The following is a 23,323-nucleotide window of genomic DNA, read 5'->3' as shown; positions in this document are numbered from 1 at the left end:
GGGTATGGAGTTTGGGCAGGTTGGGTATTTATAAACTTGTTTGGGGGTCAGGAGGGTGACCGGAAACTGACGGCGCTGTCAGTTTGGTGGGGGTTTTGGGGTTGGGTGAATATCCGTTGCTGCGGGTGTTGCTGATTATGGTTCCGCCCTTACGGCGGGTCACTTTTTCCAGACGCCGAAAAAGTAACCAAAAAGGCTTTGCCCTGACGTTCGGCCCTCGCTGTGGCTCGGGTTCCTTCGCTGCGGGATTGATCCGGGCGCATCGCCTCCGGTTTGCTTCGCTGCACCTCCTCTCGATGTGTTCGACTCCGTCGAACGGTCGCTGCGCTCCCACACCCGGATCAATCCCTCCGCTCAGCCTGCCGACGGGCTCTGAGATCAAGATCAAGAGCTTTACTCGAGCTAACGCTCATTGTTGAGTGGGGCGGCATTCGCCGCATGCGGGTTGTACCTGTCTCCTCTGTAGGAGCTGCCGCAGGCTGCGATCTTTTGATCTGGCTTTTGCTTTCTGTGGGAGCTGGCTTGCCAGCGATGAGGCCCACACAGTCACCCGATTACTTTGCTGTGTTTAGAGGTGTATGAAATCACCAGAACCTTCCCACAAGGTTTTCAGGTTGTCCGTCGGACGTGCGCTCTCTAGTCTTTGGCTGTCGCTGACAACTCAGCGATCGGGAGTGAGATCCCCGGATAGCTTGCAACTGACGCCAACACAACGATAATTGGCGCCAACTCAATCTGCTGCCTGCGTTATGGCGGCTGTGTGCGGGCAGACTTCGGTCTGGCCGGTTGCCTGCTTCGGTGGATCTCACCCTGCACATAGCTGCCACCCATTCGCCGCGTGAGATCCGGCGAACGATGGCTTCCGCTCAAGCATCAGCAGGAGTTGTATTTTGGACAAACTAGTACCGGATCCACCAAACGAAACATCCATCCCTCTCGCCGACGCCATCCGCGCCGAAGACCGCATCAAAAACCACGAGGCCATAAAACGCGCCCTCGATTTCTACCTCTGTCCCGAACCCTCGAAACCACGACGACCCAGCACCATGTTCATGGTCTGTCCCAGCATCGACACCGAGAGTCTGCTCGCCCACGCCTGTGAGTCGTTGGCCTCCGCCAGTGTGGCGACCAGCAATTTCGCCAATGAGCTAAGCGGTTTGCAGCGCAACACGGTGCTCGGCATCCAGCAGATCATCATGCTGGCCGAACTGGCAGTGAATCGGGCGCTGGATCGGGTTGATCCGCAGACCTGAGTCCGCGTTATCGTTCTTCGCCAGCAGGCTGGCTCCCACGGGAATACGCATTCCAATTGTGGGAGCAGCCTGCTGGCGATGACGAACAGCTGTGACAGTTTCAACCTGTGAACCACCCCGCAAACTCACCACCGGTCATTCCCGAATCGGGATCCTTCTTTGCTGCGCCAACTACGCTCCTAAAGATCCGCCCCCACCAGCGGATACACGTTGTATAGCCCAGTCGTTCACCGCGTGGGTCTCTACGGGAGTGTCCTGCAATGAAGCTAGTAACCGTCATGTTCTGTGTATTTGTCCTGCTTCCGTTCACGGTCTCCGCTGCCCCTCAAACCACCTCCGGTGAAATCCGCTTTATCGGGCAGATCGTCGATTCCGCCTGTGAAGTAGGGCCAGTCGGCACGTTGAGCGCCAACGAGTCTCGCCAGATCGAGCTCAAGCCCGGTCTGAAGCTCGACGTCGACACGTACCGCAACGCGTGCAGCCATGAAGCGCTGCCAATGACCATGACCTTTGAGCCGCTGAAGACCTCGCCCGATAAAGGCATCGTCACCATCACGTACCTGTAAACCGTTCGGCGTACGCTGCAAATCTTCAGGTGCTGACCCGTGGCGCGCAGGTATACTGCGCGCCTTCGCGGCTCACTTACCGGGCGCGACCTTTTGTTTTGCGGAGCTTTCATGACTTCCCCGATCCAACCGCCGGTTGACGACGCCGTGAGCGATGTCCCGGCTGAACTGGCCGACGCCAGCGAATCCAAAGCCGAGATCCCGGCGTTCAAGTTCCCGTTCAAACCGGGCGAACTGGCCGCTGCCAAAGACTCGAACCAGCCGTGGTACAAGAACGGCGCCAAGAACGGTCACACCAAGACCCCGGGCATGGCCCCGCCGGGTACCCGTCGTTCGATGGGCAAGCGCTGAGTTTCTCTCTCAGAAAGAGACTATTCCCACACGGATAAGCGATCCGTCTTCTGGGAATTCCGATGACCTCTCGTCGAAGATTCATGCCCTCGTGAATGCTTTGATGAAGGTCATCTCAATGTCTCTGGCAAAAATCATTTCCATCTTGTCGGTGTTAGCCCTGACCAGCGGTTGCGTGTCCTCAGCGGTTGAACCGACGATTCGTTTCGGCGTTGAGCCCCTTGTTCCTCCATTTGAAAGCCGAAACGATAAAGGTGAGCTGGTCGGGCTGAACATCGAACTGGGCAATGCGTTGTGCGCGGAGTTGCAAAAGCGCTGCGTCTGGGTCGATCAGGATTACGCGACCAACATCGCGGCACTTGAGGACAATCGCTTCGATGTGATCATGCCGATGACCGCCACGGCGGCGCGTCGTGAGCGAATTGACTTCACTGACAATCTCTACCCGCTGAGCAGCCAATTGGTCGCGCGCAAGGGTTCCAACCTGCAACCGGATGTCCGGTCCCTCGAAGGTAAACGTATCGGCGTGCTGGCCGGCACCAGCCGTGAAGCGTTCGCCAAGGAACGATGGGCGCCGTCTGGCGTGACGGTGCGCAGTTTTCAGTTCAACGACCAACTGATCGCCAGCCTGCTGACCGGCGAGATAGATGCCACTCTGCAAGACTCCATCGAAATCACTGAGGCGCTGCTGCGGCATTCTCGGGGTGAAGCATTTGAATTTGCAGGACCGCCGCTCAAGGATCCGATGCTGGGCACCGGCGTGGCCATGGCTGTGCGCAAAACCGACAGTAAACTGCGCGATGACCTGAACGCCGCCCTTGAACGTCTGAAGCTCAATGGTGTGTATCAAGTGATTACCGAAGGGTACCTTCCGCCCGTCGTTGAAGAGTCACTTCGTTATCAGCCCAATGCCGAAGGGTTTTCGTTCTCTGATTCGGTCAGGATTGGAGACACGATCTACTTATCCGGCGTGCTGGGGCTCAATGACAAAGGCGAGCTGACTAAAGGGGGCATTCGCCCGCAGATGACTCAAGTGATGGAGAACCTGCGTAGCGCTTTGCACAGCAGCGGTTCATCGCTGTATCACGTCGCCAAATGCACGGTGATTCTGACTGACGTCAAGGATTTTGCCGGCATGAACGAGGTGTATCGCAGTTATTTCCCGGCTGACCGCTTACCGGCGCGCACTACATTCGCCGGCAAACAACTGGTGGTGCCGGGCGCAAAAGTGGAGCTTGAGTGCCTGGCGGTGGCTCGACGCTGAGTCATCGAAGCTTTCTCCATCGACCGTCTCGTCTCTGGACACTGACGGTTGATGGCTAAATACCGGTGATTCGCAGCATCTGGATCAAGCCACCCGCAGAGAAATAAACGCATACGTCTGCGCCGGCTCCGTCACCACTTGCGCCCCGGCCGCGAGTACCTGCCCGGCGACATCATCGCCAGACAAATGAAACAGCCATTCACTCGATGCTTCGCTGAGTGGCTGCGCACTCACCTGATCAATCACCGCTGCAAAAGCGTCCATATTCGGCAGATACGCCGTGAACCCGTCGCCCTTGAGCGCGGTGGTACGAATCCCCAATGCGGCACAAATCGCATCCTTGAGCCGAATGTCATCGCGATCCGCCTGCCTTGAGCGCTGAATCAGTTCAATCAGTTCCTGATCAACCAATTCGCCACCGACGATCAGCGCAGGCCCCTGTTCCCATGACTCTGGCGGGCAATCCTTGGCTGCAGGGTTGAGCGGGATATGCGGATTGATTTCCGCCGGATAAATTCGACACACCAAAGGCCGACGCTCGTAGATGCGACAAAGCTTGTCTTCGTCAAGATTCCGACAAGGGCCGACGTTGTACGCGGCAAAGGTGATCGCCACGTGCACGTCCGATGCGCCGCTGCGTACCAGCGCCGAACGCCGCTCGGCGTGTTCACGTTGCTGCGCCGGCAAGCCCAGACCGTTGCCGAGAAAAGCCTCTGCCAGCACGATAACCTGGCCGCCGTCCGCCGCCCACATGCGGGCTTCGGCCAGGGTCAGGGGCACATGATGGTCAGTGCAGCATTTGCCGCAACCTACGCAGGAAAACGTCGTAGTCATTGAACGATCAATCTTCAATCAGGGTGTGAATCGGCGGCAGAAAATCGCCGTGCAGACCCGGATCGAAGCAAGTTATGCGCCATTCACTGGGCTTTGGCGGTTGGTCGGATCGAGTCCCACTCGGTGACGAACGCGGTTTTCGACTTTTTGTTGTACAGGCACAGTTCGGTGCCTTGCTGGCCTTTCATGTGTTTTTGCGGGTATTGGCCTTGCAGCAACACGGCGGTGTAGCCGACGCGGTCGTCGAATTGTGCGGGGGTGCCGACGGGTTTGGCGTTTTTCAGGCCGCTGGCTTTGGTGCAACTGGCGAGCACGGTTTTGTCGTAGGCGGCCCATGCGTCGGGGCTTGATGCGTGGGCTTGGGAAGCGAGGGCGGTGAGGCAGAGCAGGCTTGCGGTAATGGCTTTCATGGTTGGGGCATCCTTGTAATGACCAAGGTTGGAGTATGACTGAGGGCTGGAAGTTGCTGGCGATGGCGGTTTATCAGGCGGGAACACGTTCCCGGCGAACCACATACATCTCGGCACTCTCATACAGCCGCTGCGCCCGAACGTTATCTTCCAGCACCTTCAAATCAACAAATCCTTCGCGCCGCTGCTGAAAAGTTTTGAATGCATTCAACAGCAGCGCCCGACCCAAACCTCGGCCATGAGCGCGCGGATGCACCACCAGATTCTTGATATATGAACTGGTCCAGCACTGCACCACACCGACTACGCCCTCGGCATCAAGAGCAATGAAACACAGCGTCGGGTCATACTCCGGATCGCTTTCAAAGCGCCGTTGCCAGGTGTCGAGATCTGGCACTCGCCCCCCACCTTCCCGGTGACCGAGTTGCATGAGGTGATGCACAGCCAAAGCCAACTCCGGCCGGTAAGTGCTGATCTCAACACCCTCCGGCCAGACCATTTCCGGCACGTCTGCTCGCAAATCGCGCCGCATCAAAAAGCAGTAGGTCTCGCCCAACACTCAGTGGCCGTTGGCGGCGACGTGCTTGGCCGCTTCGATCAGGCGTTGGGTCAGTTCCGGCGAGGAGAACTTGGTCAGCACCGCGTTGGCCCCGGCCAGTCGGGCTTTTTCGCTGTTCATCGCGCTGTCGAGCGAGGTGTGCAGCAGCACGTAAAGGTGAGCGAAGTCCGGGGTTTCACGCAGGGTGCGGGTGAAGGCGTAGCCGTCCATCTCGGACATTTCGATGTCGGAGACGATCAGGTTGATTTGCTGTGCGGTCCCTTGCAGGTCGAGCAAGCAGTCGATGGCTTCCTTGGCACTGCGCGCGGTGTGACATTGCAGGCCCAGATTGCGCAGGGTGTGCACCGATTGCTGCAGCGCCACCTGGCTGTCGTCGACCACCAGAATCCGCGCGTTACCGAGTACATCGGCGTCTTCCATGGACAGGTCGGTCGGCGCCATTTCGATCTGCGCCGGGGCAATGCTGTGGATGACTTTTTCGATGTCCAGCACTTGCACCAGTGTGCCGTCCACTGAGGTCACGCCAGTGATGTAGGCCCGCGAGCCGCCGGAACCGAACGGCGGTGGCTTGATGTCGGTGGTCAGGCAATGGACGATCTTGCTCACCGCCTGGACGTGCAGACCCTGCTTCGAACGGCTGACGTCGGTGACGATCAGGCAGCCGCCGTTCGGGTCTTCCAACGGCCGCTCGCCGATGGCGCGGCTGAGGTCGATCACCGACAACGAGGCGCCGCGCAGGGTCGCAATGCCTTTAACGTGCGGGTGCGACTCCGGCATTTTGGTCAGCGGCGGGCAGGGGATGATTTCACTGACTTTCAGCAGGTTGATCGCCATCAGCTTGCCGCTGCGCAAGGTAAACAGCAGAAGCGAAAGTGAGTCTGCGCGGGCTTTGGTGGAAGACATATAAACCTTCTGTGGAAAAGGTGGTGGGCGAGGGTGCAAATCGCCAGAAACTATTGATGCCGGGTTATCGGCGTTAATGGGGTGGGCTTTAGGTCAGTTGTCGGGTGGGGGGCTTAGCTTTTCATCCCCAACCGCTTGGCCATCCGTCCGAGGTTGGCTCTATCAAGCCCCAACTCCCGCGCCGCACTCGCCCAGTTATCCTGATTGCGTTCCAGCGCCGCACTGATCAACCGCCGCTGATACTCCTCGGTCGCGCTGCGCAAATCCCCGCTGATCAACGGCATCGCCGCGACAACCCCGGCAATCGGCTCGGGCGAGTTATCCACAACCTCGCGCGGCAAATCCAGGTCCGCCGCACTCAGGCTGAGGATTTTCGGCCGCACCTTGCAGTTGCCCAAAGCCTTCAACGCACTGCGCCCGATCAAGTGTTCCAGTTCACGTACGTTGCCCGGCCAAGTGTAGGCGAGCAGGGCATCCTGAGCGTCGCTGGTCAGCCGCAGGCTATTAAGGCCCATGCGCGAGCGGTTCTGTTCGAGGAAAAAACCGCTGAGCAGCAACACATCACGCCCGCGATCACGCAGGGCCGGCACCCGCAACGGGTACACGCTCAGACGATGATAAAAGTCGGCACGGTAGCGGCCACTGCGCACTTCTTCCGCCAGATCGCGGTTGGTCGCGGCGATCAGGCGTACGTCGACCTGATGTTCCTTGTCCGAACCCAAACGCTGCAACTGGCCGCTTTGCAGGACTCGTAGCAACTTGGCCTGCACGGTCAGCGATAGCTCGCCGACTTCATCGAGAAACAGCGTGCCACCATTGGCCAGTTCGAATTTGCCACGTCGGTCGCTGGTGGCGCCGGTGAAGGCGCCGCGCACGTGGCCGAACAGTTCGCTCTCCACCAGTGTGTCGGGCAGTGCGGCGCAGTTGAGGCTGATGATCGGTTTGTCGGCACGCTTGGAGGCTGCATGGATCGCCTGAGCCACCAGCTCTTTGCCAACCCCGGTTTCACCCGTGATCAACACGGTCAGATCGCTGCCGCCGACCAGATTGATTTCTTCCACCAGATGTTTATGCGCCTTGCTCTGGCCGATCATTTCGCGGTTCTGTTGACCGCTGGCCTGACGGTAGACCTCGGCGCGCTGGTGCTCGTCTTCAGCGCGGATTGCCAGCCGTTCGATGCGCTCGGCGGCGTTGACCGTGGCCGAGGCGAGGCTGGCGAAGGCTTGCAAAGCGTCCAGTTCGATCGGCTCGAAACGCTCGGGGTCGAGGGCATCGAGGGTGATCAGACCCCAGAGTTTTTCATCGACAAACAACGGGCAGCCGAGGCAGTCGTGAACTTCGAGGTGATCGTCGAGGCCGTCGACCAGACCGTCGTAGGGATCAGGCAAGTCGCTGTCGGCGGCAAATCGGGTCGGCCCTCTACCCGCCAGCAGCACTTCAAAGCGCGGATGCTCGCTGACTTTGAAGCGCCGGCCCAGGGTGTCGATGCTCAAACCATCGACTGCCAGCGGCACCAGCGATTCACCGTCGAGGCGCAACAACGCGGCGGCATCGCACGGCAGCAGGGCGCGCATGGCTTCGAGCAGGCGTCGGTAGCGTTCACCCTCGGGCAGTTCGCGTGAGAGGTCGGATACGAGGGGAAGCAAAGCGGTGAGCAGGGATTTGGCAGTCATGGTCTTGTAGTCAAAGAGACAAGATGTAGTCGGGATGACTATAAAGAGCTTTGAGTCGATTTGACTACTATGTTTTTAAGCTACTGATTTATATGAATAAATTAATTGGCACGGAAGCTGATAAGCCTTAGGTAACTTTTAAATGAAGCTCAGGAGTCAACCTTATGCTTAGCGTCCAGGATCGTGCCATCGTCAAATCCACCGTGCCTCTGCTGGAAAGCGGCGGTGAGGCGCTGATCACGCATTTCTACCGCATGATGCTCGCCGAATACCCGGAAGTCCGCCCGTTGTTCAACCAGGCCCACCAGGCCAGCGGCGACCAACCGCGTGCCTTGGCCAACGGCGTGTTGATGTACGCGCGGCATATCGATCAGCTCGACCAGTTGGGCGATCTGGTGGCGAAGATCATCAACAAGCACGTAGCTCTGCAAATCCTCCCGGAACACTACCCGATTGTGGGTGCCTGCCTGCTGCGCGCCATCTCCGAAGTGCTCGGCGAAGAGATCGCCACGCCAGAAGTGATGAGTGCCTGGGGCGCGGCTTACGGGCAACTGGCTGATATCCTGATCGGCGCCGAAACCGCCATCTACGACCAGAAAGAGCAAGCCGTCGGCGGCTGGCGCGGGGCGCGGGAGTTCATTGTGGCGGCCAAGGTCGAGGAGAGCGCGGAAATCATTTCGTTCTACTTCGAGCCAGCGGACAAAGGCCCGATCCTCGCAGCCGAGCCGGGTCAGTACATCGGTATGAAGCTGATCCTCGACGGTGAAGAAATCCGCCGCAACTACTCGCTGTCGGCACTGGCGAACAACGGTCAGTACCGCATCAGCGTCAAACGCGAACCGGGGGGCCGAGCCTCCAATTATTTGCACGATCAACTGCATGTCGGCGCGAGCATTCAGTTGTTCCCGCCATCGGGTGAGTTCACCCTGACCGCCAGCGACAAGCCTTTGGTGCTGATCAGTGGCGGTGTCGGTATCACCCCGACGCTGGCGATGCTGGAGGCGGCGCTGGAGACTGAGCGTCCGGTGCATTTTATCCACTGCGCGCGCAATGGCAGCGTCCACGCGTTCCGCGACTGGATTGATGAGTTGGCCGAACGTCATCCACAGCTCAAGCGTTTCTACTGCTACGCCGAAGATGACGGCGTGAGCCCGGCGGCGGACAAGGTCGGGATGTTGAGCGAGGAGTTGCTCGGCGAGTGGCTGCCGGCGCAGCGTGATGTCGACGCTTACTTCCTTGGGCCGAAAGGTTTCATGGGGGCGATCAAGCGCCATTTGAAAGCCCTGGGTGTGCCGGAGAAGCAGAGCCGGTATGAGTTCTTCGGGCCGGCGGCGGCTTTGGAGTGATCTGAAACCGCGTCGCCTTCATTCGCGAGCAGGCTCGCTCCCACAGGATTTGTGTTCAACGCAGATCCAATGTGGGAGCGAGCCTGCTCGCGATTGCCGGTACACGGTCCTGATTCGTAAAAAGTGTTTAAAGGTTAATCGTTTCTTAACCGGTTTATCGTTTATTCCCCGATGCTGATGATAGGCGCTCGTTCGTTTACCTGATCAGGATCGCCCTCATGTCGCACCTCACCTTGTCCCGTCATTTCAGCCTTGCCGCTCTGGGCCTGTCGGCCGCTTTGCTGGCCAGTCCGTTTGCCTCTGCCGAATCGGCCTTGATCAAACCGCAGACCCTGATTGTCGATCAGAGCCTGCCCAAGGCACAGGCGCAAGCCATGGAGCTGGCGGCGCGGCGTTATGGCAGTTTCTGGAACAGCGGTGAAGAGGCCTTGGCCACCGCCGCCTTGTCGCCGCAATTTGTCGACAAGACCCCACCCGAAGGTCGGGTGCAGGGGCCGACCGGGCCATTGCTGGCGTCGAAGTTTTTTCGCACGGCGGTGCCGGACTTGAGTTGCGAGATCGAGCAAATGATCGTCGCCGGTGATCGCGTGGTAGTGCATTTGCACTTTTGCGGGCATTTCACTGGCACGTTCAAGGCTCTCAAAGGGCAGGGTCAGCGTGTAGACTTCCGGGCAACCGATATCTATCAGATCGACAACGGTCGCATTGCGGCCAATTGGCATATCGAAGACAACATCAGCCTGATGGCGCAACTGCAAGCGCAGCCGCCGGCCAGCTGAACCATGGACATATAAGGGAAACGCGATGAGCGAGGAAACGATTCGACTGGGACGTGAGCGGCGCTTTCTGGTGCTGCTGGGCATCATCTGCCTGGCGCTGATTGGTGGCGCGCTGTACATGCAGATAGTGCTCGGCGAAGCGCCGTGCCCACTGTGCATCTTGCAGCGCTATGCGTTGCTGCTGATCGCGCTGTTCGCGTTCATTGGCGCGGCCATGCGGACCAAACGCAGCATCACCGTGTTCGAAGCGCTGGTGGTGATTTGCGCGATTGCCGGTGCCGGCGTGGCGGGGCATCACGTGTACACCCAGTTCTATCCGGCGGTGAGCTGCGGTATCGATGTGTTGCAGCCGATTGTCGATGATCTGCCGCTGGCGAAGATCTTCCCGCTGGGCTTCCAGGTCGACGGTTTCTGCTCGACCCCGTACCCGCCGATACTCGGTCTGTCGCTGGCGCAATGGGCGCTGGTGGCGTTCGTGCTGGTGGTGATTCTAGTGCCACTGCTGACCTCGCGTAACCGAAAAGCACTGCGCTGAGTCAACTATTCGGCTGATTGGCCGATACAGAAAACGCCCCGATTTGCGGTTCAGCAAATCGGGGCGTTTTGCATTTCAGGGTGTTTGTGAAAACACCGTGACGAACGGCAAGGGAGGGTGCGGCAGATGTGCGACATGTTGTCACACAGACCGTGTCGCAGGCCGTCGCAGCGACACGGATTGGTGCGCTGTTACAAAAAAGGATTGGTCAGTTTCATTGAATTTTGGCTTTTGCACGCGTGTGCCAGATCAGGCAGTTTTAACAAGCGCAGGCAAATGGCCAGAAGCCTTGGGGTATCGGGCTTTGCGCTGATCCGGCATTCAGGAAATGCCTTCAGAGCTGTCTGAACTGAGGCGTGTACACCTACAAAATTTGGTGTTTTTGTTGAGAATCGATTTCGATAACATGCGGCACTTTTGCAAAAATGGCGATGGATTGTTGCTCGAACGGATAAAAATTATTTCGGGATAAGACATGGTGTATAGGGCGCTACCTATCTACAATCGCCCGCACTGAATTCCCGGCACTGTTCAGCCTTTATTAAGGAGGCGAGCAGGAAGTCGGGTGTCGAGTAAGTCGTGAGGCTTTCAAGACACCCAGGTGTCGGTGCCTTCCAACTTTCCGCACCAAATGGAATTGGTCTGTAACAAGGCCTTTGACCACGAATTCGAATAAGAACTGACCGCTGTCCCAGGTTTTGTCGAGCGTCTGACGCGCGACGGGCGGCCCTTATTCAATCCAAAGAAAATGCCAACCCTTGGCAGGGTGAAGTGTTGGCGATCAAAACCCAACTGCATTGCGCAAGCTGCTTTAGAGGTCGTGAGATGAGTAAAAACAGGTACCCCAGATTACTAGGCCTAGTGCCGCTGCTCGGCACGTTGTTGCTGGGAGGCTGCAACATGACCTTGCTCAATCCAACGGGCCAGGTTGGCCTGGAACAGCGCAACCTGATCATCACCGCGACCCTGCTGATGCTGTTGGTTGTGGTGCCGGTCATCGTCATGACCTTCCTGTTCGCCTGGAAGTACCGCGCCTCCAACAAAGACGCCATCTACACCCCGAAATGGTCGCACTCGACCAAAATCGAAGTGGCGGTCTGGACCATCCCGGTGCTGATCATCATTGCCCTGGGTTACATCACTTACATTTCGACCCACGAACTGGACCCGTATCGTCCAATTCAATCCGACGTCAAGCCTGTGACCATCGAAGTGGTCGCGCTGGACTGGAAGTGGCTGTTCATCTACCCGGAACAAGGCATTGCCACGGTCAACAAGATCGTGTTCCCGGCGCACACGCCAATCAACTTCAAGATCACCTCCGATGCCGTGATGAACTCGTTCTTCATCCCGGGCCTGGGCGGCCAGATCTACGCGATGGCGGGCATGCAGACCAAGCTGCACCTGATCGCTGACCGCAACGCTGAAATGGACGGTATCTCCGCCAACTACAGCGGCGCGGGTTTCACCGGCATGAAGTTCAAAGCCATCTCAACCACTCAGGAAGATTTCGACGCCTGGGTAAGTGAAGTCAAGAAGTCACCTAAACAGCTTGATCAGGCTGAATACGCAGCCCTTGCCAAGCCGAGCCAGAACAACCCAGTCGAGCTCTACTCCTCGGTCACGCCGAACCAGTTCCAGATCATCGTCGACAAGTACGAAGGTATGAAGCCGGGCAAGCCGCTGAAGCACGAGAAGAAAGAGAAAGAAGTGGCGGCCACGGAAATTGACTCGAGTTCGCATTCAGCTGCCGGGGCAGAGGAGTAAACGATGTTTGGTAAATTAAGTTGGGAAGCAGTCCCATTCCACGAGCCGATCGTGATGGTGACCATCGCCATGATCGCCCTCGGTGGTCTGGCGCTGTTCGCTGCAATCACTTACTTCAAGAAGTGGACTTACTTGTGGACCGAGTGGCTGACGTCGGTCGACCACAAGAAAATCGGCGTGATGTACATCATCGTCGCCATGGTCATGCTGCTGCGCGGTTTTGCCGACGCCATCATGATGCGTACCCAGTTGGCCATGGCCACCGAAGGTTCGCCTGGCTACCTGCCGCCTGAACACTATGACCAGATCTTCACCGCTCACGGTGTGATCATGATCATCTTCATGGCGATGCCATTCTTCACCGGCCTGATGAACCTTGCAGTGCCGCTGCAGATCGGCGCGCGTGACGTTGCGTTCCCGTTCCTGAACTCCCTGAGCTTCTGGCTGCTGGTATCCGGCGTTGTGCTGATCAACCTGTCCCTGGGCGTCGGCGAATTCGCCAAGACCGGTTGGGTTGCTTATCCACCGCTGTCGGGCCTGCAATACAGTCCTGGCGTGGGGATGGATTACTACATCTGGGCGCTACAGCTATCCGGGTTAGGTACGACGCTGACGGGGGTCAACTTCCTGGCCACCGTGCTGAAAATGCGTACCCCTGGCATGAAGCTGATGGACATGCCGATCTTCACCTGGACCTGCACCTGGGCTAACGTCCTGATCGTGGCTTCGTTCCCGATCCTGACCGCTACCCTGGCGCTGCTGACCCTCGACCGTTACATGGATTTCCACATTTTCACCAATGAACTTGGTGGCAATCCAATGATGTACGTCAACCTGTTCTGGGCTTGGGGCCACCCTGAGGTATACATCCTGATCCTGCCGGCATTCGGCATCTTCTCGGAAGTGATCTCGGCGTTCACCGGCAAGAAACTGTTCGGCCACCACTCGATGATCTACGCTTCGGGCGCGATCTCGGTACTGGGCTTCATGGTTTGGCTGCACCACTTCTTCACCATGGGTTCGGGTGCGAGCGTCAACGCCTTCTTCGGTCTGGCGACGATGCTGATTTCCATCCCGACGGGTGTGAAGCTATTCAACTGGCTGTTCACCATCTACCAGGGCCGTCTGCGCTTCACCAGCCAGGTTCTGTGGACGCTGGGCTTCATGGTGACCTTCGCCATCGGCGGCATGACCGGCGTACTGCTGGCCATCCCGGGTGCTGACTTCGTTCTGCACAACAGCCTGTTCGTGATCGCGCACTTCCATAACGTGATCATCGGCGGTGCGGTATTCGGTTACATCGCAGGTTTCGCGTTCTACTTCCCGAAAGCGTTCGGCTTCAAGCTGCACGAAGGCTGGGGTAAAGCAGCGTTCTGGTTCTGGATCTCGGGCTTCTTCGTCGCGTTCATGCCGCTCTATGCACTGGGCTTCATGGGCATGACCCGTCGTCTGAACGCCACCACCAACCCTGAGTGGGTACCGTACCTGTACGTTGCCATGTTCGGTGCGGTGATGATCGCTGTCGGTATCGCTTGCCAACTGATCCAGCTGTACGTGTCGGTGCGTGACCGCAACAAGCCAGAGAACGTTTGCGATCACGGTGACCCGTGGAATGCACACACCCTGGAATGGTCGACCTCGTCGCCACCTCCGTTCTACAACTTCGCTGTGCTGCCTAAGGCTGACTGCATCGACCCGTTCACCGAAGCCAAGGAAAACGGTACTGCGTACCAGCGTCCGGCCAAGTACGAGCCGATCCACATGCCGAACAACACCGCCACTGGCGTGGTGATGGGCGCACTGTTGACCGTCTTCGGTTTCGCAATGATCTGGCACATCTGGTGGCTGGCAATCGCGAGCCTGGTAGGCACTGTCGTCTACTTCGTGATCCACGCTGCACGTGACGACCAGGGCTATATGGTTCCGGTTGAAACGATCGAGCGCATCGAAGCCGAGCAGCACAAGCGTCTGGTTGCGGCAGGGAAAATCCCGGCCGGTGCCACCCGTGTTGAAACCTCGTTGGAACAGGCTTAAACCATGTCGAATTTAGTGACCAATGCCGGACACGCCCATGGTGAACATGGGCACGATGACCATCACCACGACTCGGGCGAGATGACCGTATACGGTTTCTGGCTCTACCTGATGACCGACTGCATTCTGTTTGCGTCGATCTTCGCGGTGTACGCAGTACTGGTAAACAACGTTGCCGGTGGCCCGTCGGGCCACGAAATCTTCGAACTGCCATACGTGCTGGGCGAAACCGCTCTGCTGTTGTTCAGTTCGATCACCTACGGCTTCGCCATGCTGGCGTTGTTCAAAGGTAAAAAGCAGCAGGTTCTGGGTTGGCTGTTCATGACCTTCCTGCTCGGCGCCGGCTTTATCGCCATGGAGATCAACGAGTTCCACCTGCTGATCTCCGAGGGCTTCGGTCCTAGCCGTTCGGGCTTCCTGTCCGCGTTCTTCACCCTGGTCGGTACCCACGGTCTGCACGTATCCGCGGGTCTGATCTGGATGGGCATCATGATGTACCAGGTCAACAAGCACGGCCTGACGGCGACCAACAAGACCCGTCTGAGCTGCCTGAGCCTGTTCTGGCACTTCCTGGACGTGGTGTGGATCTGCGTATTCACCGTTGTTTACCTGATGGGGACTCTGTAATGGCTAATGCACACTCCCATGACAGCCATGATGCTGGCCACGGCAGCGTAAAGTCGTACGCCATTGGCTTCATCCTGTCGGTGATCCTGACCGTCATCCCGTTCGGCCTGGTGATGTACCCGAGCCTGCCGAAGGCGACGACGCTGGCAATCGTTCTGCTGTTCGCAGTGATCCAGGTGATTGTTCACCTTTATTACTTCCTGCACCTGGACCGTTCCATCGCTCAGCGTAACAACGTGATCGCGTTTGTCTTCACGGCCATCGTGATCGTGCTGCTGGTTGGCCTGTCGCTGTGGATCATGTTCAGCATCCACACGTACATGATGGCGAAGTGAGGTAGACCCGATGTCGCTCAAGCACTTTATCCAAATCACCAAACCGGGGATCATTTTCGGTAACGTGCTTTCTGTGGCAGGCGGGTTCTTCCTGGCCTCGAAAGGGCATGTCGATCTGGCGGTGTTTCTGGCAGCCATGATCGGCACCTCCCTGGTTGTAGCCTCCGGTTGCGTGTTCAACAACTGCATCGACCGCGACATCGACCTGAAGATGGAGCGCACCAAAAACCGGGTGCTGGTCCAGGGCTTGATCTCCCTGAAACTGGCCCTGGTCTACGCGACCATCCTTGGTGTTCTCGGCGTTGCATTGTTGTACAAGGTGGCCAACCCGTTGGCCGCCCTGTTCGCCGTAATCGGCTTCGTGATCTACGTCGGCTTCTACAGCCTGTACCTCAAGCGCAAGTCGGTTCACGGCACGCTGGTGGGCAGTCTGTCGGGCGCCATGCCGCCAGTGATCGGTTACGTCGCCGTAACCAATAGCTTCGACATGGCCGCGCTGGTCCTGCTGGTGATGTTCAGCCTGTGGCAGATGCCGCATTCCTACGCCATCGCGATCTTCCGCTTCAACGATTACCTGGCCGCATCGATTCCGGTGTTGCCAGTGAAGCGCGGGATTCAAGTGGCCAAGAAGCACATCCTGCTCTACATCCTGGCGTTCCTCGTGGCGACCTTGATGCTGACCTTCAGCGGCTACGCCGGCATGAGCTACCTCGCCGTCGCCGCGGCCATGGGCATGTACTGGTTGTACATGGCCTGGACCGGCTACAAGGCAGTGGATGACACGGTCTGGGCACGCAAGCTGTTCGTGTTCTCGATCTTCACCATCACCGCGTTGAGCGTCATGATGTCCCTGGACTTCAAGGTGCCTAGCGAGCTGCTGCTGACGTACGCACCGTAAGGTTTCAGGTTGTACAAGAAACCCCGCCATCGAGAGATGTGCGGGGTTTTTTGTTGGGTGTGATTTGGATATGCACCGGCGAACACTTTCATTTGGGAAAGAGCTCTCTTTCAACACGGAGTTCTCCTACCGCTAGAAGATTTTCCTTTCGATACGATCCCGTCGACTAGTTTTTGATGGAGCGGACGGGATGACGCGCAATTTGTTTGATGAGTTAATGCAAGGAGTCGAGGAGATGGCAATGTCGCGAGGACAGATATCCAAGGCTTCGGTGGAGGCAGGTTGCTATCAATTAGTAAAAGACCTAGATTTGGATCCAACTAAATCGATGACCGGTATCGAGTCAACTTCACGGTGTTCATCGGTCTCAACCTGCGTTTCTTACGCATCAATCAAAAGGCTGGGCGAAATGACTGAGAGGATGACCTGCGACGAACGCTTCATTGCCCTGGCACAAGAGCTCAACTACGACATCTACGGCGAGAACACCGCCGGCGGCAATTACGCGCCGCTGATCCGACATCACGATGAGCTGTACATCAGCGGCATGGTGCCGCGCACCCATGGCAAGATTCAGTACCCCGGTCGCGTTGGCCTGGAGTTGACCCTCAAAGATGCGCAGGCCGCTGCCAGCATCAGTGCGATGCGCTGTCTGGCGTTGATCGTCGATGCGGTGGGGTCGCTGGACAAGATCCGGGCGTTGTTGCGGGTCACGGTGTACGTGAAGTCCACCCCTGACTTCGTTGACCTGAGCGAAGTAGCCAACGGCGCATCGGATGTGTTCAGTCATGTACTCGGCGATGCCGGGCGGCACACGCGCACCACGGTCGGTGTCTATCAGTTGCCGAAGAACGCGGCGATCGAAGTCGACATGATTGCGGCATTGCACGCCGACGCATAACCCGCCCGCCGGAAAACAAAAAGCCCCGCCTGAATCTCAGTGCGGGGCTTTTCTGTCAGCGTTGCCGTATTACTGCGCGGCGATGCTGTAGCCATCGAACGCGGTCTGCTGTTGCAGGGCGGTGATGATGTTCTTGCGGTTGACCGCGTGTTCAGTGCCGGCGTTGTCGACGAAGGTTTCGCCGTCAACTTCGGCTTCTTCGCCTTCACCGACGAAGGTGAAACCGAGGAACTCCAGCGCTTCACGATCAACGCTCAGGCGCGAACGTGGCGTGCGCAGTGGCAGGGTCACGCTGCTGCCGTCCTTGCTGATGGTGAAGATTTCGACTTCTTTCTTCGCCCGTGCCGCTTTGCTCTTGCCGCCGCTCGGGTTGCTGATCGCCTGATGCGTATGGTTCAGCACTTTGAGCGCCAGACCGTAAACGATTTCCTGGAACGCCGGATCGTCCTTGAAGCTGGACAGGATTCGGCCGATCGAGAACTTGCTGCTCAGGTCTTCAAGCGCGGCAATGTCCGCAGCTTCGGCGTCCTTCAGGGCCTTGAGTTCACCCATCAGTTCGTAAGCCTTGTCGTCGTCGAAGCGATCGTGTGCCTGACGGATCGCGGTGCGCAGTTCGCGGATCTGGTCGCTTTCGCGGGTCGACTGAAAAGCGTCCAGCACCATCTCGCTGATGATTTTGGCTTGGGGCAGGTGTTGTGAAAGATTGATGGAGTTTTCGTATTCCGCTTTGGACGATTCGGTGACTACGGATTCAGCGGTGTTGAAATCGGACATTGAAATTTCACTACTTTTTAACTTGAGTGGAGATGAGCAAGCGCGGGGCTTTTTCAGGTCGACTAATTTAGGGGAGTGGGGTGGCGTTGTCACGGAGCAACAGTCTGCCGGTCGAGTTTTTTGCCCTTTGCTCAGTGCTCGCTCTGTTTCAAGCGTGGGCGCTCCATGGCGATCACCGAAGTTTCAAAACCCAGACTGGCAAAAAACGCCTCCGCACCTTCACGGCCGGCACGCAGCACCCAAGTGATATCGGGGTTGTCGCCCATGACGTGTTCGACCATTGCGCGGCCAACGCCTTCGCGCCGATGTTGGCCGTCAACCACCACCATCGACAGGTAACCGTTGGATAAACCGTCAGTGATGCCTCGGGCGAAACCGGTGATTTGCCCGTTCTTGAAGGCGACGGCGGTACGCTGGGAGTTCTGGATCAGTTGGGCAAAATATTCGGCGGCGCCCGTGCGATGTCCCCAGCCGTGCAGGCCTAGAAAGCGCCTGGCCGATTCCACTTCGGCGGGTTGCAGATCGCGTACGGTGAGTGCGTTGTTCATTGGCTGTCGAGTCCTTTGTCAGCGTTGGTTTGAGGCTGCTTCGGGCGTCCGTCGTCAGGATCTGCCCCATGCTTTCATCGCGAATTCGACAAAGCGCCGCAGCTTCGGCAGTCGATAGCGATCCGGGGCGTAGAGCAAGTGCAATGGGCGACTGGGCGGTTGGTAGTCGGGAATGACCGTGACCAGTTTGCCATCGCGCAGGTCCTGTTCCACCAGCGCGTCAGGCAGCATCACGATGCCCATACCGGTGCGTGCGGCCTGATGCAAGCCGGCGGAGCTGTTGATCAGCATCGGGCCGCTGACGTCGACCATGATTTCTCCGTCCGGACCACTGAGGCGCCAGCGCTTTTCCACTGATTGCCAATCATCGCCGGTAGGGTAGGCGAAGGACAGGCAGTCATGCTGTTGCAGGTCTTGCGGTGTGAGGGGCATGCCGCGTCGTGCCACATATTCCGGCGATGCGCAGACCGTCAGGGTGTAGTCGATCAATGGCCGCGCAATCAGGTTGGACTGCTCGAAGTTTCCCAGCCGGAAGGCGACATCGAGACCGTTTTCCATCAGGTCCGGGCGGCTGTTGGTCAGCACCACGTCGAGTTTGACCTGCGGCCATTGCAGGGAATACTCACTGAGCGCCGGAGCCATGCGTTCAACGCCGAAGGTCAGGGGAGCGGTAATTCGCAGGATGCCACGCGGCTCATCAAGGGCCTGTTCGGCAAGTCGTTCGGAGTCCGCCACGAGCCCCAACACATCCAGACAACGCTGGTAGTAAACGCTGCCGAACTCGGTCAGTCGCTGCCGCCGTGTGGTGCGTTGCAGCAGTTGCACGCCGAGCCGTTGCTCCAGGGCTCGCAGGTGATTGCCTACCATCGTCGTCGACATATCGCACTGCAACGCGGCCGCGGTCATGCTCCCCGCTTCGACAACTTTGATGTAAACGCTCATCGACTGAAACAGATCCATTATCAAGCTCTGCTTTTAAATGATTGAAGTTTTGCCGAGTTTATCCAGTTCTGGTGGCTAACCATACTGCACGCACACCGACCTTCACTGGAGTTTGAAGTCATGACCGCCGCCCTGATGAACACCTACCAACCGCTGGCCCTGAGTTTCACCAAGGGCCTGGGCACCCGACTGTGGGATCAGGCCGGTCGCGAGTATCTGGATGCGGTTGCCGGGGTCGCGGTAACCAACGTTGGCCACTCGCATCCGCGGATCGTTTCGGCGATCAGCGAGCAGGCGGGATTGCTGTTGCATACCTCCAATCTGTACAGCATCGACTGGCAGCTACAACTGGCAAAGCGGCTGACTGTGTTGTCGGGGATGGAGCGGGCGTTCTTCAATAACTCCGGTGCCGAGGCCAACGAAACCGCGCTGAAACTGGCGCGGCTGTACGGGTGGCGCAAAGGTATCGAACAGCCGCTGGTGGTGGTGATGGCCAACGCGTTTCATGGCCGCACACTCGGTACGTTGTCTGCCAGCGACGGCCCGGCAGTACGCCTGGGCTTCAATGAGCTGCCGGGGGATTTCATCAAAGTGCCGTTCGGTGATCTCGCCGCACTGGAGAACATTCAGCGCAAGCACGGTGAGCGGATCGTGGCGATTCTGGTCGAGCCGATTCAAGGTGAAAGCGGCGTGCAACTGGCGCCGCCCAATTACCTCAAAGCCCTGCGTGAACTGTGCAATCGGCATGCATGGCTGCTGATGCTCGACGAGATCCAGACCGGCATCGGTCGCACCGGCCAGTGGTTTGCGTTTCAACATGAAGGCATCGTCCCGGACGTGATGACGCTCGCCAAAGGACTCGGCAACGGCGTACCCATCGGCGCTTGCCTGGCGCGGGGCAGGGCGGCAGATCTGTTCACGCCGGGCAGCCATGGCAGCACGTTCGGCGGTAATCCGCTGGCCTGTCGGGTGGGATGCACGGTGCTGGATATCATCGAAGAGCAGGGTTTGCTGGAAAATGCGCGGGTGCAGGGTGAGCGTCTGTTGGCTCGGTTACGCGCAGAACTGGCGGACAACCCCAATGTGCTGGCGATTCGCGGGCAAGGATTGATGATCGGTATCGAGTTGAAACAGCCAATTCGCGATCTCACATTGATCGCTGCGCGGGATCATGGGCTGCTGATCAACGTCACGCGCGGCAAGACCATACGGCTGCTGCCGCCGCTGACGATTGATGAGCGTGAGGTGGAGATGATTGTCAGAGGTGTCGGGCGGGCGTTGGATAGAGACTGAGCGAGTGATCAGTAGTGGTATTTGCAGGTGATGACGCAAATTTCTCCGCCTTCGATCCTATATACCAAACGATGCTCGGCAGTTATTCGTCGTGACCAAAAGCCGCTCAGGTTGTGCTTGAGCGGTTCAGGTTTACCTACTCCCTCGAACGGTTCGCGCTGGATTGCTTTGATCAACAGATTGATACGTTTGAGCCCGGCCTTATCGTTCTGCTGAAACCACAAGTAGTCTTCCCAGCCTGTTGGGGTGAACTCGATTTTCATTCTTCGATCAATTGCCTGACTTTGGCTTTTCCAGCGCGCATTTCACCAATCGATTTGATCAACCGCTCGGCGTTGGCCGGAGAGCGCAGCAGGTAGGCTGTCTCTTCGAGTGCGTTGTACTCAGCCAGAGACATCATTACGACAGGTTCACCTTTTTGACGGGTTACCAGAAGTGGTGCTCGGTCTTCATTGACCCGATCCATCGTCTCTGCCAAGTGTGCACGGGCTGTGGTGTAGTTGATGGTTTGCATGTTGTAGTCCTCGCTGGATGCAAAGAACGTACAGAAATGAGTACATGATGACAAGGTGATACCTACCAGTGGTTGTTTCGCAAATGGACTTTTTGCGAGCAACTTCAGTATCACTCAAGAATTCTGCAGACGTTTCTGAGAAAGTTGTAATCCCTATCCTCGGTCGCGAACCCTGAATAGCCATCACACTGTCGTCATGTGGCAGCCTCAGTGTAGGAAAAGGGTCGTGCGTCAGTCCGGATAATCCGTCAAATCCGGCGCCAGCATCCGCGTCTTCGCCGCGCCATTCGAATTGTGCTGAATGATCTCTCGCGGCTGCCCCTGCTCATTGAAAAACACCTGCCCGATCCCCGCCGAGTTCCACAAGCGCTCACCTGCTTCAGCATGGTCCGGCGTGTACGGCACGATGCGCATGCGCCGGCGTTTGGTCAGCCAGTTCAAGGGTGAGCGCGGTGAGTAGAGCCAGCGGTTGAGCCGGTCGAACCATTCCAGCAGCGCCGGCGGAAATTCGTTCTTGATGCCGCTGCTGGTGATCTGCCAGATCCGCGGGCCGGCCTTGCGGTGTCGGATCAGCACTTCGTAGACGAAGCAATAATGCACATCGCCGGACAGCACCACGTAGTTACCTGGCGTACGCGTGTGTCGGAAGATGTTCAGGATCACCTGCGCCGCACCCCGATGGGCCATCCAGTTCTCCGCGTCGACCAGCAGTGGATAACCGAACCAACTGAAGATCTTCTGCACGGTTTCAATCAGCTTCACGCCAAAGATCGGCGCGGGCGAAACGATGATTGCTGACGGGTGATCAAGCAGGTCCTGCTGCAACTCGCTCAAGGCTTCCCAGTCGAGCAGCCCCGACGGTTGCTTGAGCGCCAACTCGCTGCGCCAGCGTCGAGTACGAGTGTCGAGGACTACCAGCGCGGGACTGGACGGCAGCACAAAATGCCAGTTCTGAAAGCGCAGCAGGTCATCGATCAGATCGTCCTGTACCGGGCTGTCGAGGTAGTGATCATCGCCGCTGGCGATCAGACCTCGGGTTTTCTCCAGTACATCCTTGAAGGCATCCGGGTTGTTGCCCCAACCCTGGCACAGCATATAAGCGATCAGTGCGTTGCCGATGATGCGTTTGGAGAACGGATGGCCGTAGGCCGTTTCCTCCCATTGCGCGGACAGATTCCAGTCATCGGTGATGTCGTGGTCGTCGAAAATCATCAGGCTCGGCAGATGCGCCAGTGCTCGGGCGACGTTGCCCAGGCCAGCCTTGAAGGCGTCGATACGAGTTTGTTCGAGGGTGTAGCGCTTGAGCCGTTCGGGCGTGAGCGTTGGTGCTGCCGGATTGATCAGTGTCCACGCGACCGGCGACCACACCAGCAAGTACATCGCCATGACTTCGGCGAACGTTACCAGGTGATTGTCGGCGCTGCTGCTGGTGAAAATCGGCTTACGCGCGCCGCCGAAAAATCGCTCACGCAGAGTCTCGTTGCTCTCCAGCGCCGGTAACAAATCCGCGCGGTGGTAGTAACTGGCCGGGTGTTCGTAAAGCTTGGCGCTGTCGGTGACCACGGCACCTTCGAGGTGTTCGTCGAACAGGCCTAGGCGCTTGATCAAGGCATGAATCGCCCGTAGCGTCGGCCCGGCAACGTCATCGGCGTAGACCTGATCGCCGCTCATCATCAACAGGGCCGGGCGTTGCTGTGGATCGGTTTCGGCGGCCAACAGTTGATCGACACAGAGCAAACCGTCCGCCGCCGGGTGATGTGGCTTGCGACAGGAACCGTGGAGCAACTGATCGATGCGTGAGCGCACGACGAAGTTTGGACACGTAGCGCCGCCATACAACAGGTGCGGCGCCCAATCGGCGATACCGTCCTGGTCATCAATCAGCAGGTCGTAGTCGATAAATTCGTCGAGGGGCAGGGCGTTTTCGAGTCTGACATCGATGAGATGAACGAACGCTCGGCTGCCCACGGCAATGACTGCGCATTTCTCGGCATCGAGAAGAATGTTTCCTACACCGTGCAAGCGCAAGGTCAGCGACAGCGGGCGTGTAGCAACCAGCCACAGTACCAGGCGTTTGGGCTCCAGCCGTCGGATCAACGGGCCAGCCAGAACAGGAGGCAACGGGGTCAGCTCATCAAGTGTTGGGGACATCCGGGGACAAAGCTCAAGGCGCACAGGCCGGCGATGATAGCGCAGCCGGCGCCTTGAACGCTTAAG

At 58.0% G+C, this 23,323-nt stretch carries 25 protein-coding genes; 14 read left to right on the top strand and 11 right to left on the bottom strand.

The genetic code is table 11. From position 1 onward, the window contains the following. The first annotated feature begins 890 nt into the window (after positions 1 to 890). From ACA043_RS24280 to ACA043_RS24265, 4 genes are all read left to right on the top strand, one after another. Entirely contained in the window at positions 891 to 1,253 is a 363-nt protein-coding gene (locus ACA043_RS24280) for a DUF6124 family protein (protein ID WP_497658067.1), read from the top strand. 260 nt (positions 1,254 to 1,513) lie between these two features. Further along, positions 1,514 to 1,819: a type 1 fimbrial protein gene (locus ACA043_RS24275; RefSeq protein WP_497658066.1), complete on the top strand. Its 306-nt coding sequence runs from the start codon at positions 1,514 to 1,516 to the stop codon at positions 1,817 to 1,819. 111 nt (positions 1,820 to 1,930) lie between these two features. Next, entirely contained in the window at positions 1,931 to 2,170 is a 240-nt protein-coding gene (locus ACA043_RS24270; RefSeq protein WP_187677985.1) for a hypothetical protein, read from the top strand. Between the two features lie 118 nt (positions 2,171 to 2,288). Then, positions 2,289 to 3,434 (top strand): transporter substrate-binding domain-containing protein, encoded by a 1,146-nt coding sequence (locus ACA043_RS24265; protein ID WP_497658065.1) that lies wholly within the window; start codon positions 2,289 to 2,291, stop codon positions 3,432 to 3,434. A gap of 84 nt (positions 3,435 to 3,518) precedes the next feature. Here the strand turns inward: ACA043_RS24265 and ACA043_RS24260 are convergent, their stop codons facing one another. The 5 genes from ACA043_RS24260 to norR all read right to left on the bottom strand — a co-directional run bounded on the left by ACA043_RS24260 (position 3,519) and on the right by norR (position 7,813). Beyond that, positions 3,519 to 4,268: a YkgJ family cysteine cluster protein gene (locus tag ACA043_RS24260; protein WP_497615322.1), complete on the bottom strand. Its 750-nt coding sequence runs from the start codon at positions 4,266 to 4,268 to the stop codon at positions 3,519 to 3,521. Positions 4,269 to 4,351: 83 nt separating this feature from the next. Next, complete coding sequence (locus ACA043_RS24255) at positions 4,352 to 4,678, bottom strand: hypothetical protein (protein ID WP_187677982.1); 327 nt, start codon at positions 4,676 to 4,678, stop codon at positions 4,352 to 4,354. A gap of 73 nt (positions 4,679 to 4,751) precedes the next feature. Next, entirely contained in the window at positions 4,752 to 5,210 is a 459-nt protein-coding gene (locus ACA043_RS24250) for a GNAT family N-acetyltransferase (RefSeq protein WP_497659676.1), read from the bottom strand. A 27-nt stretch (positions 5,211 to 5,237) separates the two neighbouring features. Continuing rightward, positions 5,238 to 6,140 carry a chemotaxis protein CheV gene (locus tag ACA043_RS24245; RefSeq protein WP_187677981.1) on the bottom strand — a complete coding sequence of 301 codons (903 nt, stop codon included), beginning with the start codon at positions 6,138 to 6,140 and terminating at the stop codon, positions 5,238 to 5,240. Positions 6,141 to 6,253: 113 nt separating this feature from the next. Then, positions 6,254 to 7,813 (bottom strand): nitric oxide reductase transcriptional regulator NorR, encoded by a 1,560-nt coding sequence (gene norR, locus ACA043_RS24240; RefSeq protein ID WP_497658064.1) that lies wholly within the window; start codon positions 7,811 to 7,813, stop codon positions 6,254 to 6,256. A gap of 164 nt (positions 7,814 to 7,977) precedes the next feature. On the opposite strand from norR, the gene hmpA reads away from it, so the two are divergent. The 9 genes from hmpA (at position 7,978) to ACA043_RS24195 (ending at position 17,035) form a co-directional block, all read left to right on the top strand. Further along, complete coding sequence (gene hmpA / locus ACA043_RS24235; protein ID WP_497658063.1) at positions 7,978 to 9,159, top strand: NO-inducible flavohemoprotein; 1,182 nt, start codon at positions 7,978 to 7,980, stop codon at positions 9,157 to 9,159. Between the two features lie 218 nt (positions 9,160 to 9,377). After that, positions 9,378 to 9,938: an ester cyclase gene (locus tag ACA043_RS24230; RefSeq protein WP_497658062.1), complete on the top strand. Its 561-nt coding sequence runs from the start codon at positions 9,378 to 9,380 to the stop codon at positions 9,936 to 9,938. A gap of 25 nt (positions 9,939 to 9,963) precedes the next feature. Continuing rightward, a complete protein-coding gene (locus ACA043_RS24225) occupies positions 9,964 to 10,473 on the top strand; it encodes a disulfide bond formation protein B (protein WP_187677977.1) in 510 nt (169 codons plus the stop codon). 825 nt (positions 10,474 to 11,298) lie between these two features. Then, complete coding sequence (gene cyoA / locus ACA043_RS24220; RefSeq protein WP_201236894.1) at positions 11,299 to 12,240, top strand: ubiquinol oxidase subunit II; 942 nt, start codon at positions 11,299 to 11,301, stop codon at positions 12,238 to 12,240. Positions 12,241 to 12,243: 3 nt separating this feature from the next. Further along, a complete protein-coding gene (gene cyoB / locus ACA043_RS24215; RefSeq protein ID WP_042560959.1) occupies positions 12,244 to 14,274 on the top strand; it encodes a cytochrome o ubiquinol oxidase subunit I in 2,031 nt (676 codons plus the stop codon). A gap of 3 nt (positions 14,275 to 14,277) precedes the next feature. Next, positions 14,278 to 14,901 carry a cytochrome o ubiquinol oxidase subunit III gene (cyoC, locus tag ACA043_RS24210; protein WP_187677975.1) on the top strand — a complete coding sequence of 208 codons (624 nt, stop codon included), beginning with the start codon at positions 14,278 to 14,280 and terminating at the stop codon, positions 14,899 to 14,901. Continuing rightward, the gene (gene cyoD / locus ACA043_RS24205) at positions 14,901 to 15,236 is read left to right on the top strand and encodes a cytochrome o ubiquinol oxidase subunit IV (protein ID WP_007916940.1); all 336 of its coding nucleotides are present in this window, start codon (positions 14,901 to 14,903) and stop codon (positions 15,234 to 15,236) included. Before cyoC ends, cyoD begins: the two co-directional genes overlap by 1 nt. Positions 15,237 to 15,246: 10 nt before the next feature. Further along, a complete protein-coding gene (gene cyoE, locus ACA043_RS24200; RefSeq protein WP_187677974.1) occupies positions 15,247 to 16,134 on the top strand; it encodes a heme o synthase in 888 nt (295 codons plus the stop codon). 409 nt (positions 16,135 to 16,543) lie between these two features. Further along, positions 16,544 to 17,035 carry a RidA family protein gene (locus ACA043_RS24195; protein ID WP_187677973.1) on the top strand — a complete coding sequence of 164 codons (492 nt, stop codon included), beginning with the start codon at positions 16,544 to 16,546 and terminating at the stop codon, positions 17,033 to 17,035. 69 nt (positions 17,036 to 17,104) lie between these two features. Here ACA043_RS24195 and ACA043_RS24190 read toward each other — a convergent pair whose 3' ends face one another. The 3 genes from ACA043_RS24190 to ACA043_RS24180 all read right to left on the bottom strand — a co-directional run bounded on the left by ACA043_RS24190 (position 17,105) and on the right by ACA043_RS24180 (position 19,317). After that, positions 17,105 to 17,809, bottom strand: coding sequence for a hypothetical protein (locus ACA043_RS24190; protein ID WP_401271875.1), 705 nt, complete (start codon positions 17,807 to 17,809; stop codon positions 17,105 to 17,107). A 131-nt stretch (positions 17,810 to 17,940) separates the two neighbouring features. Beyond that, positions 17,941 to 18,357 carry a GNAT family N-acetyltransferase gene (locus ACA043_RS24185; RefSeq protein ID WP_497658061.1) on the bottom strand — a complete coding sequence of 139 codons (417 nt, stop codon included), beginning with the start codon at positions 18,355 to 18,357 and terminating at the stop codon, positions 17,941 to 17,943. 54 nt (positions 18,358 to 18,411) lie between these two features. Continuing rightward, positions 18,412 to 19,317, bottom strand: a complete 906-nt coding sequence (locus ACA043_RS24180) for a LysR family transcriptional regulator (protein WP_401271877.1) — start codon at positions 19,315 to 19,317, stop codon at positions 18,412 to 18,414. Positions 19,318 to 19,419: 102 nt separating this feature from the next. Here ACA043_RS24180 and ACA043_RS24175 point away from each other — a divergent pair, with 102 nt between their 5' ends. Beyond that, a complete protein-coding gene (locus ACA043_RS24175; RefSeq protein WP_497658060.1) occupies positions 19,420 to 20,592 on the top strand; it encodes an aspartate aminotransferase family protein in 1,173 nt (390 codons plus the stop codon). Positions 20,593 to 20,600: 8 nt separating this feature from the next. On the opposite strand, the gene ACA043_RS24170 is transcribed toward ACA043_RS24175, so the two are convergent. The 3 genes from ACA043_RS24170 to ACA043_RS24160 form a co-directional block, all read right to left on the bottom strand. Then, positions 20,601 to 20,855, bottom strand: coding sequence for a Txe/YoeB family addiction module toxin (locus tag ACA043_RS24170; RefSeq protein WP_489878763.1), 255 nt, complete (start codon positions 20,853 to 20,855; stop codon positions 20,601 to 20,603). Then, a complete protein-coding gene (locus ACA043_RS24165) occupies positions 20,852 to 21,106 on the bottom strand; it encodes a type II toxin-antitoxin system prevent-host-death family antitoxin (RefSeq protein WP_086791676.1) in 255 nt (84 codons plus the stop codon). Before ACA043_RS24165 ends, ACA043_RS24170 begins: the two co-directional genes overlap by 4 nt. 231 nt (positions 21,107 to 21,337) lie before the next feature. Further along, a complete protein-coding gene (locus tag ACA043_RS24160; protein WP_497658059.1) occupies positions 21,338 to 23,257 on the bottom strand; it encodes an alkaline phosphatase D family protein in 1,920 nt (639 codons plus the stop codon). Positions 23,258 to 23,323 lie beyond the last annotated feature (66 nt).

It is taken from the genome of Pseudomonas sp. LBUM1648, assembly GCF_059716145.1.
The sequence above is the reverse complement of the archived record's forward strand: the minus strand, read 5'-3'. Positions and strand labels throughout refer to the sequence as shown.

What these genes read in the sequence shown, in the direction of transcription:
- ACA043_RS24275 (WP_497658066.1), top strand. Translation starts at nt 1,514, where the DNA reads ATGAAGCTAGTAACCGTCATGTTCTGTGTATTTGTCCTGCTTCCGTTC.
- ACA043_RS24270 (WP_187677985.1), top strand. Translation starts at nt 1,931, where the DNA reads ATGACTTCCCCGATCCAACCGCCGGTTGACGACGCCGTGAGCGATGTC.
- ACA043_RS24265 (WP_497658065.1), top strand. Translation starts at nt 2,289, where the DNA reads ATGTCTCTGGCAAAAATCATTTCCATCTTGTCGGTGTTAGCCCTGACC.
- ACA043_RS24260 (WP_497615322.1), bottom strand. Translation starts at nt 4,268, where the DNA reads ATGACTACGACGTTTTCCTGCGTAGGTTGCGGCAAATGCTGCACTGAC.
- ACA043_RS24255 (WP_187677982.1), bottom strand. Translation starts at nt 4,678, where the DNA reads ATGAAAGCCATTACCGCAAGCCTGCTCTGCCTCACCGCCCTCGCTTCC.
- ACA043_RS24250 (WP_497659676.1), bottom strand. Translation starts at nt 5,210, where the DNA reads ATGCGGCGCGATTTGCGAGCAGACGTGCCGGAAATGGTCTGGCCGGAG.
- ACA043_RS24245 (WP_187677981.1), bottom strand. Translation starts at nt 6,140, where the DNA reads ATGTCTTCCACCAAAGCCCGCGCAGACTCACTTTCGCTTCTGCTGTTT.
- norR (WP_497658064.1), bottom strand. Translation starts at nt 7,813, where the DNA reads ATGACTGCCAAATCCCTGCTCACCGCTTTGCTTCCCCTCGTATCCGAC.
- hmpA (WP_497658063.1), top strand. Translation starts at nt 7,978, where the DNA reads ATGCTTAGCGTCCAGGATCGTGCCATCGTCAAATCCACCGTGCCTCTG.
- ACA043_RS24230 (WP_497658062.1), top strand. Translation starts at nt 9,378, where the DNA reads ATGTCGCACCTCACCTTGTCCCGTCATTTCAGCCTTGCCGCTCTGGGC.
- ACA043_RS24225 (WP_187677977.1), top strand. Translation starts at nt 9,964, where the DNA reads ATGAGCGAGGAAACGATTCGACTGGGACGTGAGCGGCGCTTTCTGGTG.
- cyoA (WP_201236894.1), top strand. Translation starts at nt 11,299, where the DNA reads ATGAGTAAAAACAGGTACCCCAGATTACTAGGCCTAGTGCCGCTGCTC.
- cyoB (WP_042560959.1), top strand. Translation starts at nt 12,244, where the DNA reads ATGTTTGGTAAATTAAGTTGGGAAGCAGTCCCATTCCACGAGCCGATC.
- cyoC (WP_187677975.1), top strand. Translation starts at nt 14,278, where the DNA reads ATGTCGAATTTAGTGACCAATGCCGGACACGCCCATGGTGAACATGGG.
- cyoD (WP_007916940.1), top strand. Translation starts at nt 14,901, where the DNA reads ATGGCTAATGCACACTCCCATGACAGCCATGATGCTGGCCACGGCAGC.
- cyoE (WP_187677974.1), top strand. Translation starts at nt 15,247, where the DNA reads ATGTCGCTCAAGCACTTTATCCAAATCACCAAACCGGGGATCATTTTC.
- ACA043_RS24195 (WP_187677973.1), top strand. Translation starts at nt 16,544, where the DNA reads ATGACTGAGAGGATGACCTGCGACGAACGCTTCATTGCCCTGGCACAA.
- ACA043_RS24190 (WP_401271875.1), bottom strand. Translation starts at nt 17,809, where the DNA reads ATGTCCGATTTCAACACCGCTGAATCCGTAGTCACCGAATCGTCCAAA.
- ACA043_RS24185 (WP_497658061.1), bottom strand. Translation starts at nt 18,357, where the DNA reads ATGAACAACGCACTCACCGTACGCGATCTGCAACCCGCCGAAGTGGAA.
- ACA043_RS24180 (WP_401271877.1), bottom strand. Translation starts at nt 19,317, where the DNA reads ATGGATCTGTTTCAGTCGATGAGCGTTTACATCAAAGTTGTCGAAGCG.
- ACA043_RS24175 (WP_497658060.1), top strand. Translation starts at nt 19,420, where the DNA reads ATGACCGCCGCCCTGATGAACACCTACCAACCGCTGGCCCTGAGTTTC.
- ACA043_RS24170 (WP_489878763.1), bottom strand. Translation starts at nt 20,855, where the DNA reads ATGAAAATCGAGTTCACCCCAACAGGCTGGGAAGACTACTTGTGGTTT.
- ACA043_RS24165 (WP_086791676.1), bottom strand. Translation starts at nt 21,106, where the DNA reads ATGCAAACCATCAACTACACCACAGCCCGTGCACACTTGGCAGAGACG.
- ACA043_RS24160 (WP_497658059.1), bottom strand. Translation starts at nt 23,257, where the DNA reads ATGTCCCCAACACTTGATGAGCTGACCCCGTTGCCTCCTGTTCTGGCT.